Source organism: Aurantiacibacter hainanensis, from assembly GCF_036321025.1.
GTDB classification, from domain to species: Bacteria; Pseudomonadota; Alphaproteobacteria; order Sphingomonadales; family Sphingomonadaceae; genus Alteraurantiacibacter; species Alteraurantiacibacter hainanensis.
Genome location: NZ_JAZAPB010000002.1, coordinates 1,646,280 through 1,661,682 on the forward strand (window position 1 = coordinate 1,646,280; position 15,403 = coordinate 1,661,682).

Here is a 15,403-nt window from a genome sequence, read left to right on the forward strand (position 1 = left end):
GTTTCGGAGATCATTCCGCTGCCTCCTTGATCTCTTCGCCATGCAGCAGTTCAGCCGAGCAGCGCTGCATCACCAGGCTGGCGCGGGCGATGGGGTTGGTGAGGTAGAAATCCTTGATCGGATAGCCGATCGTGCCGGAGGCGGTGGCCCCCGCCGGAGCATCGGGCATGGCGCCGTAATCGGCAAGTCCTTCCTCGCCCAGGGCAGGCACGTCCTGAACCATGGCAGCGCGCAGCTGGTCGAAGCTGTCGAAGCCGACGGTCACGCCCAGCGCATCGGCCAGGGCGCGCAGGATCGTCCAGTCCTCGCGCGCGTCGCCCGGTGCGAAAATCGCCTTGTCGGACGTCTGCACGCGGCCCTCGGTATTCACGTAGGTGCCCGCCTTCTCCGTGTAGGCGGAGGCCGGCAGGATGATGTCGGCAGCGTGCGCACCCTTGTCGCCGTGGTGGCCAATGTAGACCTTCAGCGAATCCTCGAAGCGGCTCCAGTCCACTTCGTCCGCGCCCAGCGCCAGCACCACCTTGGGCTTCGCATCGGCCAGATCGGCGATGCCGCCCTTGCTGGCAAAGCCCAGCATCAGTGCGCCCATGCGGGCCGCTGCGGTGTGCAGCGCGTTGAATGTCGCGCCCAGCGAACTGGCGGCGGCCATCGCCGCGCCGTGAGCGCCGGCGGCAAATCCGCCCGCCCCCAGGATCACGGCGGAGTTTTCCGCCCCGTCGAAAGCCTCGCGCACGTTCTGCGGAAGGTTGCCGAGCACGCTCGCATCCTCGCCCAGGAATTCGGCCGTATAGGTCGTTTCCCATTCGGGGCCGACCACGAACACCTTCGCGCCGCGCTTCACCGCCTTGCGCAGGCGAACGTTGATCAGCGGCGCTTCCCAGCGGATATGGCTACCGACGATGAGAACGGCCTGCGCCTCCTCGATGCCGGCGAAGGTGCTGTTGAAGTTGACCGCTGCCAGGTTCGACACGTCATAGTCCATGCCGGTCTGGCGGCTTTCCAGCAGCGACGATCCGCTGGCCTTGAGCAGCGCCTTCGCCGCGAACATCGTCTCGCAGTCGACAAGGTCGCCCGCCACGGCGGCAATGCTCTTGCCCGGCTTGGCGGCGGCGATCTTCTTGAAGGCCTCGTCCCACGAAGCGGCTTCCAGCTTGCCGCGCCTGCGGATCCACACCTTGTCGAGGCGGCGGCGCGTGAGGCCGTCCACCTGGTAGCGCGCCTTGTCGGAGATCCACTCCTCGTTCACGTCATCGTTGATGCGCGGCAGCACGCGCAGCACTTCGCGCCCGCGGCTGTCGATACGGATGTTGGAGCCGACCGCGTCGGAGACGTCGATGCCCCAAGTCTTCTTCAGCTCCCACGGGCGGCTCTCGTAGGCATAGGGGCCGCTGGTGAGCGCGCCGACCGGACACAGGTCGATCACGTTGGCCGAAAGCTCGTGCTTGGCCGCCTGTTCGAGGTAGGTGGTGATCTGCATGTCCTCGCCGCGATAGAGCGCGCCGATCTCGTCCACGCCGGCAATCTCCTCGGAGAAACGCACACAGCGGGTGCAGTGGATGCAGCGGGTCATGATCGTCTTGATCAGCGGGCCCATGAACTTCTCGGTCACGGCGCGCTTGTTCTCGTGATAGCGCGTGGCGCCGCGACCATACATCATGGCCTGGTCCTGCAGGTCGCACTCGCCACCCTGGTCGCAGATGGGGCAATCGAGCGGGTGGTTGATGAGCAGGAATTCCATCACCCCTTCGCGCGCGGTCTTCACCATCTCGCTGTCGGTGCGGATTTCCTGGCCTTCGGTGGCGGGCAGCGCGCAGCTGGCCTGCGGCTTGGGCGGACCGGGCTTCACCTCGACCAGACACATGCGGCAGTTGCCCGCGATGCTCAGGCGCTCGTGATAGCAGAAACGCGGGATTTCCTTCCCCGCAAGCTCGCAGGCCTGGAGGACGGTGGCACCGTCCGGAACCTCGATTTCCTGTCCGTCTACTTTGACTGTCGGCATTACTGGGTTTCCTCGGGAGACTCGGCAGGGGCCGGATAGGATTTGTTGGCAGCGTGCCACAACCCCTCGCCGATCCAGACCCGCATGGCGAACGGGTTCAGTTCGAAATCCTGGCCCTGCGGAATGCACGGGCTGATCGCGGGGACCAAGTCCTGCAGGGCATCGAACTCCTCGTCGCTATCCGGCGTGGTGCGATAGAAAAGGTCGGCGCCGTGCGGATCGTTAAGCACGACGCAGTCGGCCAGCGTCATGGCCGCCTGGATCATCGGATTACGCGCGGAGAGCGGATAGTCCCGCTCGCCCTGCACGTAACCCGGGCGAATCCAGCTGGGCCCGTCTTCGTACATGTCGAGATAGGCTGCCTGAATATACCAACGGCGCATGCTTTCGGCATTGTAGGAGAGGCGGACGCCGCTGCGGTTGCGGCTGGCCACGCGGTCAAGGCAGGTGCCGACCGGGTAATAGTCTCCGATCTCGTCGTTCGACACGCCGATCTGCTCGAAATTGCGAAAGCCGAAATCGGTACGCTCCAGCAAGTCCAGGCCGTCTTCGTTGGAACGGTCCCAGATACACGTGGCGAACTGGTCGAGCATGTCGTTGTTCCGGCTGCGCGCGAAGCGGCTCAACTCGTCGCGATCGACCCGTCGCCCGCGCGGCTCTGTAGGGAACTGGCGCTCTCGCGGGATGCGCGAATTGGGCGCCATGTAATCATCTGACTGCGCTTGTGCGGTGTGACCAGATGGCATGGCCAACGGAGCCACGACAAGCGTGGAGGCCGCGAGGGAGAGTATAGCGAGGGGACGGATCACGTCGCGCTCCCCGACATCGCGTAATAGACCACTTCCGCCATCTGGTTACGCAGAGTTGATGGATCGATGTTCAGGGTCTGGCCTTCCATCACGCAGCCGCCAAAACTGTCGACCATCGCCATGATGGCATCGCGTTCTTCGGTGCTGGCGGGACTGGTCGACAGCAGCGCCTCGATGCGCTCTGCGTTAAAGCCCATGACGCAGCCGGCAAATCCAAGGGAGAACACGCGCGCGGGAATTTCGGACCGCTGGCCGTGGAAGCGCTCGGCCACATACATGCCCTCGTCCCCCAGGGCCAATCGCCCGGTGTCGATGATAGTATCTTCCTCGCGCATTATCGCTTCGGCCAATGCGCCGCGCAGCGAGCCGTGGTCGAACCCCAGGCTCAGCGTGCCGCGGCCCCGCTGCAGGTTGCCGACCTCGGAAAAGTCAATCCGGGGCATGCAGGGGCCAATACGTTCCCGAAAGGCCTCGTAGGCGCCGATTTCGGCCTCGCTGCCGGGTACGCTGGCGAGGTAAGCACGGACATGCTCGGCCCGGTTGTCCGCAAGGCAGCGTGCAGTCATCGCAAGCGTCACGTGAGACGGTGTGGCGGCGTTCACTGTTCGGTGATCCGTCTCGTATGCGCGCAGGGTGAAGCCCGTGGGCTTACGATTACCCTCGATCTGAGCGGACACCGCGACCGGCAGCGCAGCCAGACCCGCTGCAAGACAAATGACAAGCGTGCGGATCACTCGGCCGCCTCCGGCATCGCGTTCTCACGCTCCGCGATGCGGCGTTCGAGTTCGGGGCGGAAGTGCTTGAGCAGGCCCTGGATCGGCCATGCCGCGGCATCGCCCAGCGCGCAGATCGTGTGGCCCTCTACCTGCTTGGTGACTTCGTAGAGCATGTCGATCTCGGCGGGTGTGCTCTCGCCCACGCGCAGTCGTTCCATCACGCGCCACATCCAGCCCGTGCCTTCGCGGCAGGGGGTGCACTGGCCGCAGCTCTCGTGCTTGTAGAAATAGCTGATGCGGCTGATGGCGCGCACGATATCGGTGCTCTTGTCCATCACGATGACGGCGGCGGTGCCCAGGCCCGAGCCCAGTTCCTTCAGCCCGTCGAAATCCATCGGGGCATCCATGATCTGCGCAGCCGGAACCAGCGGAACGGATGAACCGCCGGGGATCACGGCCAGCAGGTTGTCCCACCCGCCGGTGATGCCGCCAGCGTGCTTCTCGATCAGCTCACGGAAGGGGATGCTCATCGACTCTTCGACCACGCAGGGCTTTTCCACGTGGCCACTGATCTGGAACAGCTTGGTGCCCTTGTTGTTCTCGCGCCCGAAGCTGGCGAACCAGGCACCGCCACGGCGCAGGATCGTGGGCACCACGGCAATAGATTCCACGTTGTTTACCGTGGTGGGGCAGCCGTAGAGGCCAGCGCCTGCCGGGAACGGCGGCTTTAGGCGCGGCTGGCCCTTCTTGCCCTCCAGGCTTTCGATCATCGCGGTTTCCTCACCGCAGATGTAGGCGCCCGCGCCGCGGTGCATGAACACGTCGAAATCGTAGCCGCTGCCGCTGGCGTTCTTGCCGATCAGGCCGGCGTCGTAGGCCTCGTCGATGGCGGCCTGAAGCGTCTCGGCCTCGCGGATGTATTCGCCGCGGATGTAGATGTAGGCCGCCCTCGCCCGCATGGCATAGCCGGCCACCAGCGCGCCTTCGATCAGCTTGTGCGGATCGTGGCGAATGATCTCGCGGTCCTTGCAGCTGCCCGGCTCGGATTCGTCGGCGTTGATGACCAGGAAGGATGGACGCCCGTCCTTGCTTTCCTTGGGCATGAACGACCATTTCATGCCCGTCGGGAAGCCCGCTCCGCCTCGACCGCGCAGGCCGGAAGTCTTCACCTCCTCGATGATGGCATCGTGACCCCTGGCGATCAGGTTCTTCGTATCGTCCCAGTCGCCGCGTTTGCGCGCGGCATCGAGGCCCCAGTCCTGGAACCCGTATAGGTTTGTGAAGATGCGATCCTTGTCAGCCAGCATCTTTGTCTCCTGTCGGCGTCGTCGCCAGCAACAGGGCGAAGATCAGCAGTGCGATCCCGCCCGAAATCATCAATCCATCGCCCAGCGTGTCGAGGCCGAGATAGATCAGCACGCCACCCGCGATGAAGCCGAAGCTACCCAGCGCAAGCCCTGCGCGCGAAACCCTGCGAAGGACGAGCTTTTCCATCACGCGGCTATCCCTCCGAACACCCAGAGCGCGACCGCCGCCAGGATCACCACCAGCGCGACCGTCTTCACGATGCCTTTCAGCACCTTCCAGGCGAGCGCGATCAGAACGATCGCGATGAGGATGGGCAGGAACTGCTCCATCACCACTCGCTCCGGTAGTCGTGATTGGCCTCGACCATTTCCTTCAGCGTCGTCGGCCCGCCCGAAGGCTCGGACGTGTGACGTCCGGGCTCCTGCGTCCCGGCTTTCGGCGTCTCGCCCGCAGCCAAGGCGTCGAGGACCGTGTTGAACCGCTCGGTCGTCAGGTCCTCGTAATTGTCGTCGTTGATCTGCACCATCGGGGCGGTGGCGCAGTTGCCCATGCATTCCACCTCGGTAAGGGTCCACAGGCCATCGTCGGTGGTGTGGCCCTTCCTCATGCCGCGCGCGTAGCAGGCTTCGAGGATGTCGTCCGATCCGCGCAGCATGCACGGCGTGGTGCCGCAGACCTGTACGTGAAATTTGCCCACCGGAACAAGGTTATACATGGTGTAGAAGGTCGCCACCTCCAGCACGCGGATCACCGGCATGTCGAGGTATTCGGCGATGTATTCGATCACCGGCAGTGGCAGCCAGCCCTGCGTGCTCGTCTCTTCGCCCACCTGGCGCTGCGCCAGGTCGAGCAGCGGCATCACCGCGCTTTTCTGGCGGCCTTCGGGATACTTCCTGATTTGCCAGTCGGCCTTCTCACGGTTGGCATCCGTGAAGGTCCAGCCACCCCACTGCTCGCGCAGTTCGGGCGTGTCGAGGGCGATGTTACGCGCGGCCATTGGCCAGCCTCCGTTCGATAAAGCGGCCCACGTAGAGGCCGATCACCGCGGCAAAGGCGGTGGAGAGGATTTCTTTCAGCGTCGCTTCGCCATGAAAGACCGCCAGATAGGCCGCGACCGCCGAGGCGAAGGCGGCGAAGGCAGCAACGAAGATGAAAAGCTCGCGCAGGATCACCGGTCACACTCCCCGAAGACCACGTCGATCGCGCCGAGAATGGCGGTCGCGTCCGGCAGCATGTGACCCCTGGACATGAAATCCATCGCCTGAAGGTGAGAGAACGCCGTCGGGCGGATCTTGCAGCGGTAGGGTTTGTTCGACCCGTCGCTGACCAAGTAGACGCCGAATTCGCCCTTGGGGCTCTCGGTCGCCACGTAGACTTCGCCCGCAGGCACGTGGAAGCCCTCGGTGTAGAGCTTGAAGTGGTGGATCAGCGCTTCCATCGACTGCTTCATCTCGGCGCGCTTGGGCGGCGCAACCTTGCGGTCGTCGGAAGCGATGGGGCCTTCGGGCATTTCCGCCAGGCACTGCTTGATGATGCGCGCCGACTGGTAGACTTCCTGGCAGCGGACCATGAAGCGGTCGTAGCAGTCCGAATTCGTGCCCACGGGGATTTCGAAGTCCATCCGGTCGTACACGTCGTAGGGCTGCGCCTTGCGCAGGTCCCACGGGATGCCGGCGGCGCGGATCATCGGGCCGGAAAAGCCCCACCTGATCGCGTCTTCCTTGCTCACCACGGCGATATCGACATTGCGCTGCTTGAAGATGCGGTTGTCCTGAACCAGGCTCATCGCGTCGCCGAAAAGTTCGGGCAGGCGGTTGTCCACCCAGTCGCCGATGTCGGTCAGCAGCTTCAGCGGCACGTCCTGGTGCACGCCGCCGGGGCGGAACCATGCCGCGTGCATGCGCGCGCCCGATGCCCGCTCGAAGAAGTTGAGCGTATCCTCGCGCAGCTCGAACACCCACAGGTTGGGCGTCATGGCACCCACGTCCATCACGTGCGCGCCGATGTTCAGCATGTGGTTGGAGATACGCGTCAGTTCGGCGAACAACACCCGCAGATACTGCGCACGGATCGGCACCTCGACGTTCAGCAGCTTCTCGATCGCCAGAACGTAGGAATGTTCCTGGCAGAGCGGAGAGCAGTAATCGAGCCGGTCGAAGTACGGCAGCGCCTGGAGGTAGGTCTTGTATTCGATCAGCTTTTCGGTGCCGCGATGCAGCAGGCCCACGTGCGGATCGATGCGTTCGATGATCTCGCCGTCAAGCTCCATCACCATGCGCAACACGCCGTGCGCCGCAGGGTGCTGCGGGCCGAAATTGATCGTGTAGTTGGAAATCTCCTCCCCTTCGACGGTGGGAGATTTCTCCAGTGTCAGGCCATGGTCGCTCATACGCTGCAGGTCCATCTTCCGGGGCCGTAGACCACTTCGCTCATCCCTTCCTTGCTCAAGGTCAGGGTCGCCGGGTAGCTCAGGCTTTCCATTTCTGCATCGGTGCCGGTTTCGGCGCGGTCGATCTGCACGGTGTACTCGCCGCCGAACAGCATCGGACCGGCGGACAGGGCATCCGGGCCGCCCAGCTCGCCAGCCTGCAGGCGCAGGTCCTGGCCATTCATCCTCACCACGCCGAGCCCGCTGGTTCCCTCGTCACCGGTGGTGCCGGCCACCAGCAGCGTCTCGCCGTCGGCTTCGAAATTGCACACGCCCAGCCTCGGCTCGAAATCCATGGTGACTTCGTCCGCGTTGACGGGCTCGAGGGTCGGGATCACGGCAACGTCCGGATTCACGAAGTCGGTCTCGATGGCGTCGTTGTCCTCGACGACCTCTTGCGTATCGCCGCAGGCCGCCAGCGCCAGCGACGACACCAGGGCCAAAGCAATTGTTCGGATCATTTCTTGTCCTCCGGCTCGGTCGCCCCCTTGGTATCGGTGACGTCGCCCTTGCTGGGTTCGCGGTCGGGCTGGTTTTCCGTTGCCTCGGGAGCGCCGGGATCATCCTTGCCGGTCTCTTCCTCGGCAGGAGCGCCAGCGCTCACGTGCTCCTCGGCCTTCTCGTCGGTCTTCTTTCCGGCCCCGGTCTGCTTGGGGCTTTCGGTCGTGGTTGGCTCGTCGACCGGGGGCATGTCAGCCTTTTCGTCGCCCGGCAGCACGTAGTCCGCGCCTTCCCAGGGAGACATGAAATCGAAGCTGCGAAAATCCTGCGCCAGGTCCACCGGTTCGTACACCACGCGCTTTTCCTCTTCGGAATAGCGGACTTCGGTGTAGCCGGTCAGCGGGAAATCCTTGCGGAAGGGATGCCCTTCGAAACCGTAGTCGGTCAGGATGCGACGCAGGTCCGTGTTGCCGTCGAAAGTCACGCCGTACATGTCGAACACTTCGCGTTCCAGCCAGCCCGCCACGGGCCACAGCGTGGTGACGGTGGGAACGGGCGTGGTCTCGTCCGTCGTCAACTTCACCATCACGCGGTGGTTCTTCGTCAGGCTCAGCAGCATGTAGACGACTTCGAACCGCTCGGGCCGACCGGGATAGTCGGCACCGGCGATTTCCATCAGCTGCTGGTAGGCGTGCTCGTCGCGCAGCAGGCGGAGGGCATCCTCGATCCGGTCCCGGCGGACGGTGATCAGGATCTCGCCGTATTGCTCGTCGTGCGACAATACCATGTCGCCCAGCGCGGCGACGAGCGTATCGCGCACGCCCTCGTTCGAGGCATAGCGCGGAGCGGGATGCAGAATCTTCGCCATCACACTTCATCCTTCCGGACGACCCGGCCGATGACCAGTTCGTCAACTTCCAGCCGCTTCACGCGGGCCGAGCCGATGGTCACGCGGCCAAGGATCAGCCGACCGATGGCGATGGCGCCGAACGCCAGTGCGCCCGTGGCCAGCGCGCCGAGCGCCAATGCGCCAATTCTCCCGGCGGGGTAGGAAACTGCCTTGCTCATCGCTCGATGGTCCCGACGCGGCGGATCTTCCGCTGCAACTGCATCACGCCGTAAAGCAGCGCCTCGGCCGTCGGCGGGCAACCGGGCACGTAGATGTCCACCGGCACGATGCGATCGCAGCCGCGCACCACCGAGTAGCTGTAGTGATAGTAGCCGCCGCCATTGGCGCAGCTGCCCATCGAGATGACGTATTTCGGGTCCGACATCTGATCGTAGACGCGGCGCAGTGCCGGGGCCATCTTGTTGCACAAGGTTCCGGCCACGATCATCACGTCCGACTGGCGCGGGCTGGCGCGCGGGGCGACGCCGAAACGCTCCATGTCGTAGCGCGGCATGTTGACGTGGATCATCTCCACCGCGCAGCACGCTAGGCCGAAGGTCATCCACCACAGCGAACCGGTGCGCGCCCACTGGAACAGTTCCTCTGTGCTGGTGACGAGGAAGCCCTTGTCGTCCACTTCGGTCTGCAGCGCGTTGAAATAGTCCGCATCGGGCTGACGCACGTCGCCGCCCTTCGCGGTAGGCGCATCGTGCAGTGCCGGGTTGCCGGAATCCGGCATGCCGTCCTGATAGGGCGGATAGAGCGCGGGTTCGCCCCGCATCTCCTTGGTCTTGTCGTCGGTCACTCCCATTCCAGAGCTCCCTTCTTCCATGCGTAAGCGAGGCCGATGCCGAGTTCGGCGAGGAAGATCATCATCGTGATCCATCCCGGCCACCCCGTCAGATCAAGGCTGACGGCCCAGGGAAACAGGAACGCCGCTTCCAGGTCGAAGACGATGAAGAGGATCGCCACCAGATAGAAGCGCACATCGAACTGGCTGCGCGGATCCTCGAACGCGGGGAAGCCGCATTCGTATTCGGTCAGCTTGTTCGCCTGCGGGTTATGCGCGCCGGTAAGGCGGGACACGCCCATCGGCAGGAAAACGAACGCTGCCGAAATCCCTGCTGCGATCACGAGGAACAGCAGGATAGGAAAATATTGCGTGAGATCGAGGTTGGTCACGGCGGACTCGGCTAGCTTGAGGGGTTGCGTGGGCGCGTCTACGGAATGCCCGCCCATCATGCAAGGCACTCGGAAGGCCTATCCTGCCCTAATTTGCGGGATTCTCCGCCAGTTCGAGCCGTCGGATGTGCGTTGCGCGCAGTTCGGCCCCGTCCTTCGGCTTGCCGCCTTCCTCGAACAGGTCCCAGCTGCCGTTGCCGATGTAAAAGAGCGCACCCTCGTGGATGTCGCCGCCCAGCGGTTCCGTCCAGTCGGGATTGGCACGTTCCAGCACGCGCATGGCAGTGATGCGGGTGCCGTCGGCAGACAGGCGCAGAGCGATTATCCGCATGGGGCTCAGGCCGTTCTGGATTGCGACCAGTTCGCCTACGTGCAGCCAGAGCCCGTCGATCCCGTCCAGCAGCACGGGAATATCGGCGGCGAGGCGCGAGACCGCGCCAGTGGCGGTATCGATCATGGCGAGACCATATCGGTAATCGCTGACGTAAAGCCGTGAGCCGTCCTCGCTGGGGGCAATCCCCTGGGGCGACCGCAGGGTGCCAAGCGGGACGAGCGCCTCCAACCCTTCCCCCATGCCATCGGAGCGGTAGACCCCGCCGCCGAGGGGATCGCTGGCGTAGACGGTCTGGTCGCGGAAGAATGCCATATCGGAAAGCTGCACTCCCTCAGGAGCGGCAATGCGAACGGGACGACTGTCGTTCTCGAGCGCGATCAGGCCGGCGAAGACCTCCTCGCCCTCCGCAACCATCCCGAGATCGCCCGAGGCGATGATCATTCCGCTGGTGTCGGCCGCGATCCCGCTCAGGTTCGCTGCGTCCGGAAACGTCGAGGCTTCCCATCCCGCGTCATCGGACATCCAGACCTCCCGCGAAACGACGGTGGTGACGGCGAAGCGATCGTCTCCCAGCACCGCCACCCCCTCGGGCAGAAGCGCCTCGGCCGGAATCGTCGCCGCCACGTGGCTTGCCGCGACAGGCGCCGCGTTCTGCCCGGAGGTGGAAAGCCATGCGGGCGTTCCTCCTGTCTCCACGAGACCCTGCAGGAATTCCACAGCGCCGGGCGAGAAGGCGTAACCTTGGGCCACAAGGTTCTCCGCCACAGCCAGCGCCGCACCGGCCTGCTCGGCCACCACATAGGCATTCAGCAACCGCAGTCGCACCGATGCGGAGTTGGGAAAGTCCTCGGCCAGTTGCTCCAGCCCGGTCAAATCCTCGATCTGTCCCGTGGTGGCATCGACCGGACGCCATTCCGCTGACGCGGCAGGCGCAATAACCTGCGCGGGCACTGTCACGGAAGGGGAACATGCGGCCAGCATGATCGCTGCAACAGTGACGGAAGCAGATTTGCCAAACATCGTGCCCCGACCTAGATAGCGGGTCGCATTTCGCAGTTGCAAAATAACAGGACCGAGAATCATCATGGCCATCTTTAACGAATCCGATCCGATCGTCATCCTCTCGTACGCCCGCACCCCCATGGGCAGCATGCAGGGCGCGCTGTCCGAAGTCTCCGCGACCGACCTCGGCGCGACCGCGGTGAAGGCGGCAATGGAGCGCTCGGGCGTTGCCGGAGAGGACGTGGACCGCGTCTACATGGGCTGCGTGCTTCCCGCCGGCCTGGGCCAGGCCCCGGCCCGCCAGGTGGCGGTGAAATCCGGCCTGCCGCTCTCGGCGCAGGCGACCACCGTGAACAAGGTCTGCGGCAGCGGCATGCAGACCGTGATCATGGGAGCCGAGGCGCTGGCCACGCGCACCGTGGACGTGATCGTATCGGGCGGCATGGAAAGCATGACCAACGCGCCCTACCTGCTGAAGAAGCACCGCAGCGGCGCGCGCCTGGGTCATGACACCGCCTATGATCACATGTTCCTCGATGGCCTGGAAGACGCCTACGAGGAAGGCCGCGCCATGGGCACCTTCGCGCAGGACATGGCCGACAAGTATCAGCTGACGCGCGAGGAAATGGACGAGTACTCGATCGCTTCGCTCGACCGCGCCAACAAGGCCATCGAAAGCGGTGCCTTCGCCGACGAGGTCGTCCCCGTCACCTACAGCTCGCGCAAGGGAGAGGTTACGGTCGACACCGACGAGGCACCCTCGAAGGGCCGGCCGGACAAGATACCGACCCTGCGCCCGGCCTTCGCCAAGGACGGCACCATTACCGCTGCCACCTCCTCCTCCATTTCCGATGGCGCTGCTGCCGTGGTCCTCAGCCGCAAGAGCGTGGCGGAAGCCAAGGGCCTGAGCCCGGTCGCCACGATCCACGGCCTCACCGCCCACGCCCAGGCGCCCGAAGAATTCACCATCGCCCCGGTCGGCGCGATCCAGAAGCTTCTGGAACAGACCGGCTGGAGCGTTGACGATGTCGACCTTTGGGAAGTGAACGAGGCCTTTGCCTGCGTTGCCATGTTCGCCATGCGCGACATCGGCATCCCGCACGACAAGATCAACGTGAATGGCGGCGGCACCGCCCTTGGCCACCCGATCGGCGCCAGCGGCACGCGCATCATCGTCACCCTGCTCAACGCCTTGAAGCAGCAGGGCAAGAAGCGCGGAATTGCAAGCCTGTGCATCGGCGGCGGCGAAGCTACGGCCGTCGCAGTGGAACTCGCCTGAGCCAACATTCGTTAAGGGCGCGCACCGACTTTTGTTCGCATGTGCGCCCTTGGCAAGCCTCGCTGTCCGTGGGACAATGTCAACAAACGGGATGGAAAGTGAGGAGGATTGCTATGAAGAAACTGATTGTGGCCAGTCTGGCTGTGGCGCTCGCCGCCTGCAACGGCGCGGGCGATACGGATACCGAAACCAATATGGAGGCCGAGACCGAGGTGGCCGATGCCGGGGATTCGATGCTCGAAGGCGAAGAACCCGGTTTCGAGGCCGTGGCCCCGGGCACGTACGAAGTTACGCGCGCAGGGGGTCAGGTCGATTACATCGAGATACACGAAGGCATGACCTTCTCGCGCGTGGATGCCGATGGAGAAGCAACCGGCGGCGTCATCTTCATGAAGGACGGGCAGACCTGCTTCCTTGTCGAAGGCGCTGACGAGGAGAACTGCTTCACCGACGGTCCGATGCAGCCCGATGGCAGCATGGAAACCACGTCGACCGCGGGCGACGTCTCGACCGTGCGCCCTGTGGAAGGCTCTCTTGAAGACCATGTCGGAGATTCCGCGTAACCCCATCCAAGGCCCGCATGCGGGCGGATACCCATCACATCCATAAAAGGAACAGGGAAATCAGTATGAAAAAGCTTATCGCAGTTGCCGCTCTCGCTTCGCTTGCCGCTTGCGGCGGCGGTACCGATGAGGCCACCGAGGCCGAAATCGAAGACGAAGCTGCTGCGGATGTCATCCCCAGCACGACCGCCGGCACCTACACTTCCACCACCGAAGACGGCACCGAAGTATCGGTCTCGCTGAACGCGGACGGCACCTACACCGTCGTGCAGGGTGGCGAGCAGGTGGAAGCCGGGACCTGGGAAGACAACATCCGTGGCACCTGCCTGATGGCAGAAGGCGGCGACGGCGAAGAGTGCTGGAACATCCAGCCCGGCGCAGAGGAAGGCATGATGGATGTCACCGACGGCCAGGGCGAAACGATGAGCTACAGCTTCGAAGCCTGAGCACTCCCGAAAATCACGGAAAGGGCGGTCTTGCGGGGCCGCCCTTTTCTTTTGGCGCCACCTTCAGGGTTCGCCCGCGCCCCAAAGTCTGGCCTGCTCGACCCAGCCAACGTGACCGCCGACATCGAATTCGCACCAACCGCTTTCGGTGCAGTCACCCAGGTTGCCCACTACGCCGACTTCCACGTTCCAGCGCAACTGCGACGCGGCGTCCGGCTCCTCGCGCATAGGCGCCAGGTCCTCGCCGATCACGATGGCCGTGCGCCGCCGACTGAGCAGCCCCTGCGAGATCCAGCCCATCGTGCCGTCAGGCTCTTCGACGTAGCGCCAGCCCTGCATCAGGCGCACCACCTTCACCGGCAGGCCTTCGCGGCGGTAGACCCACTTGATGGGAAATTGCTCCCCCGCCCCCACTCGCATGTTGGCTTCCGGCGTGTCGATGCTGGCCCAGTACGGCAGCTCGACATCCTGCGCGGCGGCGGGAACTGCAAGGCTGGCGAGAACGGCGATGACGGCGAGTCGGAGGGTGCGGACCATGCAAGATGGATTAGCCGTCCACATGTGCCGGCGGCAACATGCATCAGCATACTTGCCCATAGGCAAGATTCTGTCCTAACAGGCCCGCCTGACGCAATCCCGCCACTAGAGCGGGTGTGAGGGGGAAACAAATGCTTCGCAAGATTGTCGCCGCGACGTTGCTGTGCGCGACGTCCACCACTGCCGGGGCGCAAGACCTTACGGCCATCGCGCAGAACGATGCAGGCGATACCGCATGGATACTGACGGCCACGGCCCTGGTCCTGCTGATGACGCTTCCCGGCCTCGGACTGTTCTACGGCGGACTGGTTCGAGCGAAGAACTTCCTCTCGGTGCTGCTGCAGGTCGGCGCGGTCGCGGGGATCGCCTCCGTCCTCTGGATCGTGGTCGGCTACACCCTTGCCTTCGGTCACACGACGGGTGGCTGGATCGGCGACGGCAGCAGGTGGATGCTCATCGAACTCGACAACGTGCGCGCCGGGCTGACGCTGCCCGAAAGCTCGTTTGTCGCCTTCCAGATGACCTTCGCCGCGATCACCCCCGCCCTGATGGTGGGCGCGTGGGTCGACCGCGCGCGATTTGGCTGGGTCGTCGGTTTCACCGCGATCTGGGGGCTGCTGGTCTATGCCCCCGTGGCACACTGGGTGTGGGGCGGTGGCTGGCTGGGCGAACTTGGCGTGCTTGATTTCGCGGGCGGCATCGTCGTGCATACCACTGCGGGCGTGTCCGCGCTGGTAGTGGCGCTGCTGCTGGGCAAGCGGCAGGGTTTCCCCGGCTCTGCGCTGCTCCCGCATGCACCGGGCATGACCATGCTGGGCGCGATGCTGCTGTGGGTCGGCTGGTTCGGCTTCAACGGCGGCAGCGCGCTGACCGCGACCGACGATGCCTCGATGGCCATCATCAACACCCACGTGGCCGCCGCAACGGCAGCCCTTACCTGGGCGATGGTGGAAAAGGCCGCCTTCGGCAAATCGACGACCGTGGGCTTTGCCACGGGTGCGATCGCCGGCCTTGCCACCGTGACGCCGGCGGCGGGTTTCATTTCTCCCGGCGCGGCGATCCTGTTCGGCATCCTCGCCGCGCTGGTCTGCTACTACGCGATCCAGGTGGTGAAGACGAAGCTGGCGATAGACGACTCGCTCGACGTGTTCGCAGTTCACGGCGTGGGCGGCATGCTGGGTACGCTGCTATTGGGCGTGTTCCTCTCGGCTGACCTTGGCGGAACCGGCTACGCGGAAGGCGTGGGCATGGTCGACATGGTCGGGGTCCAGGCGCTGGGCATTGCGGTGGTCGCGGTGTTCTCCGCCATCGTGACCGCACTGATCGCCATCGGCGTGTCGCTGTTCATTCCGATGCGGGTAAGCGAGGACGAGGAAATCCAGGGGCTCGACCAGACCAGCCACGGCGAAAGCAGCTGGCAGTTCGACTGACCTAACTCATTGCTTGCACACCGCCGCGCATGGTCTAGGT

The 15,403-nt window shown here is 64.4% G+C and carries 20 protein-coding genes; 4 read left to right on the top strand and 16 right to left on the bottom strand.

Annotation, left to right across the window (positions count from 1 at the left end; all coding sequences use genetic code 11):
* Nucleotides 1–10: 10 nt before the first annotated feature.
* The 15 genes from nuoG to AAA989_RS15480 form a co-directional block, all read right to left on the bottom strand.
* On the bottom strand, nt 11–1,999 hold the full coding sequence (gene nuoG / locus AAA989_RS15410) for an NADH-quinone oxidoreductase subunit NuoG (RefSeq protein ID WP_338245104.1): 1,989 nt from the start codon (nt 1,997–1,999) through the stop codon (nt 11–13).
* The gene (locus AAA989_RS15415; protein WP_338245106.1) at nt 1,999–2,703 is read right to left on the bottom strand and encodes a hypothetical protein; all 705 of its coding nucleotides are present in this window, start codon (nt 2,701–2,703) and stop codon (nt 1,999–2,001) included. The genes nuoG and AAA989_RS15415 overlap by 1 nt, the downstream gene beginning before the upstream one ends.
* 101 nt (nt 2,704–2,804) lie before the next feature.
* Nucleotides 2,805–3,542 carry a hypothetical protein gene (locus tag AAA989_RS15420; protein WP_338245108.1) on the bottom strand — a complete coding sequence of 246 codons (738 nt, stop codon included), beginning with the start codon at nt 3,540–3,542 and terminating at the stop codon, nt 2,805–2,807.
* On the bottom strand, nt 3,539–4,831 hold the full coding sequence (nuoF, locus tag AAA989_RS15425; RefSeq protein WP_338245110.1) for an NADH-quinone oxidoreductase subunit NuoF: 1,293 nt from the start codon (nt 4,829–4,831) through the stop codon (nt 3,539–3,541). The genes AAA989_RS15420 and nuoF overlap by 4 nt, the downstream gene beginning before the upstream one ends.
* A complete protein-coding gene (locus AAA989_RS15430) occupies nt 4,821–5,018 on the bottom strand; it encodes a hypothetical protein (protein ID WP_338245112.1) in 198 nt (65 codons plus the stop codon). Before AAA989_RS15430 ends, nuoF begins: the two co-directional genes overlap by 11 nt.
* Nucleotides 5,018–5,164: a hypothetical protein gene (locus tag AAA989_RS15435; protein WP_338245580.1), complete on the bottom strand. Its 147-nt coding sequence runs from the start codon at nt 5,162–5,164 to the stop codon at nt 5,018–5,020. Before AAA989_RS15435 ends, AAA989_RS15430 begins: the two co-directional genes overlap by 1 nt.
* Nucleotides 5,161–5,829, bottom strand: a complete 669-nt coding sequence (gene nuoE / locus AAA989_RS15440) for an NADH-quinone oxidoreductase subunit NuoE (RefSeq protein WP_338245113.1) — start codon at nt 5,827–5,829, stop codon at nt 5,161–5,163. The genes AAA989_RS15435 and nuoE overlap by 4 nt, the downstream gene beginning before the upstream one ends.
* Complete coding sequence (locus tag AAA989_RS15445; protein ID WP_338245115.1) at nt 5,816–6,004, bottom strand: hypothetical protein; 189 nt, start codon at nt 6,002–6,004, stop codon at nt 5,816–5,818. Before AAA989_RS15445 ends, nuoE begins: the two co-directional genes overlap by 14 nt.
* Entirely contained in the window at nt 6,001–7,221 is a 1,221-nt protein-coding gene (locus AAA989_RS15450) for an NADH-quinone oxidoreductase subunit D (RefSeq protein WP_338245117.1), read from the bottom strand. Before AAA989_RS15450 ends, AAA989_RS15445 begins: the two co-directional genes overlap by 4 nt.
* A complete protein-coding gene (locus AAA989_RS15455; RefSeq protein WP_338245119.1) occupies nt 7,218–7,721 on the bottom strand; it encodes a hypothetical protein in 504 nt (167 codons plus the stop codon). Before AAA989_RS15455 ends, AAA989_RS15450 begins: the two co-directional genes overlap by 4 nt.
* Nucleotides 7,718–8,569 carry an NADH-quinone oxidoreductase subunit C gene (locus tag AAA989_RS15460; RefSeq protein WP_338245121.1) on the bottom strand — a complete coding sequence of 284 codons (852 nt, stop codon included), beginning with the start codon at nt 8,567–8,569 and terminating at the stop codon, nt 7,718–7,720. The genes AAA989_RS15455 and AAA989_RS15460 overlap by 4 nt, the downstream gene beginning before the upstream one ends.
* Complete coding sequence (locus AAA989_RS15465) at nt 8,569–8,769, bottom strand: hypothetical protein (RefSeq protein ID WP_338245123.1); 201 nt, start codon at nt 8,767–8,769, stop codon at nt 8,569–8,571. The genes AAA989_RS15460 and AAA989_RS15465 overlap by 1 nt, the downstream gene beginning before the upstream one ends.
* Nucleotides 8,766–9,329, bottom strand: coding sequence for a NuoB/complex I 20 kDa subunit family protein (locus AAA989_RS15470; protein WP_338245572.1), 564 nt, complete (start codon nt 9,327–9,329; stop codon nt 8,766–8,768). The genes AAA989_RS15465 and AAA989_RS15470 overlap by 4 nt, the downstream gene beginning before the upstream one ends.
* Nucleotides 9,330–9,391: 62 nt before the next feature.
* Nucleotides 9,392–9,772, bottom strand: coding sequence for an NADH-quinone oxidoreductase subunit A (gene ndhC / locus AAA989_RS15475; protein WP_338245125.1), 381 nt, complete (start codon nt 9,770–9,772; stop codon nt 9,392–9,394).
* Nucleotides 9,773–9,860: 88 nt separating this feature from the next.
* Nucleotides 9,861–11,063: an SMP-30/gluconolactonase/LRE family protein gene (locus AAA989_RS15480; protein WP_338245127.1), complete on the bottom strand. Its 1,203-nt coding sequence runs from the start codon at nt 11,061–11,063 to the stop codon at nt 9,861–9,863.
* Nucleotides 11,064–11,190: 127 nt separating this feature from the next.
* Here AAA989_RS15480 and AAA989_RS15485 point away from each other — a divergent pair, with 127 nt between their 5' ends.
* From AAA989_RS15485 to AAA989_RS15495, 3 genes are all read left to right on the top strand, one after another.
* On the top strand, nt 11,191–12,387 hold the full coding sequence (locus AAA989_RS15485; protein WP_338245130.1) for a thiolase family protein: 1,197 nt from the start codon (nt 11,191–11,193) through the stop codon (nt 12,385–12,387).
* Nucleotides 12,388–12,500: 113 nt separating this feature from the next.
* The gene (locus AAA989_RS15490; protein ID WP_338245132.1) at nt 12,501–12,950 is read left to right on the top strand and encodes a hypothetical protein; all 450 of its coding nucleotides are present in this window, start codon (nt 12,501–12,503) and stop codon (nt 12,948–12,950) included.
* A gap of 65 nt (nt 12,951–13,015) precedes the next feature.
* Complete coding sequence (locus AAA989_RS15495; protein ID WP_338245134.1) at nt 13,016–13,396, top strand: hypothetical protein; 381 nt, start codon at nt 13,016–13,018, stop codon at nt 13,394–13,396.
* Between the two features lie 63 nt (nt 13,397–13,459).
* Here AAA989_RS15495 and AAA989_RS15500 read toward each other — a convergent pair whose 3' ends face one another.
* Nucleotides 13,460–13,933, bottom strand: a complete 474-nt coding sequence (locus AAA989_RS15500; protein WP_338245137.1) for an SH3 domain-containing protein — start codon at nt 13,931–13,933, stop codon at nt 13,460–13,462.
* A 131-nt stretch (nt 13,934–14,064) separates the two neighbouring features.
* On the opposite strand from AAA989_RS15500, the gene AAA989_RS15505 reads away from it, so the two are divergent.
* Nucleotides 14,065–15,363 carry an ammonium transporter gene (locus tag AAA989_RS15505; RefSeq protein WP_338245138.1) on the top strand — a complete coding sequence of 433 codons (1,299 nt, stop codon included), beginning with the start codon at nt 14,065–14,067 and terminating at the stop codon, nt 15,361–15,363.
* Nucleotides 15,364–15,403 lie beyond the last annotated feature (40 nt).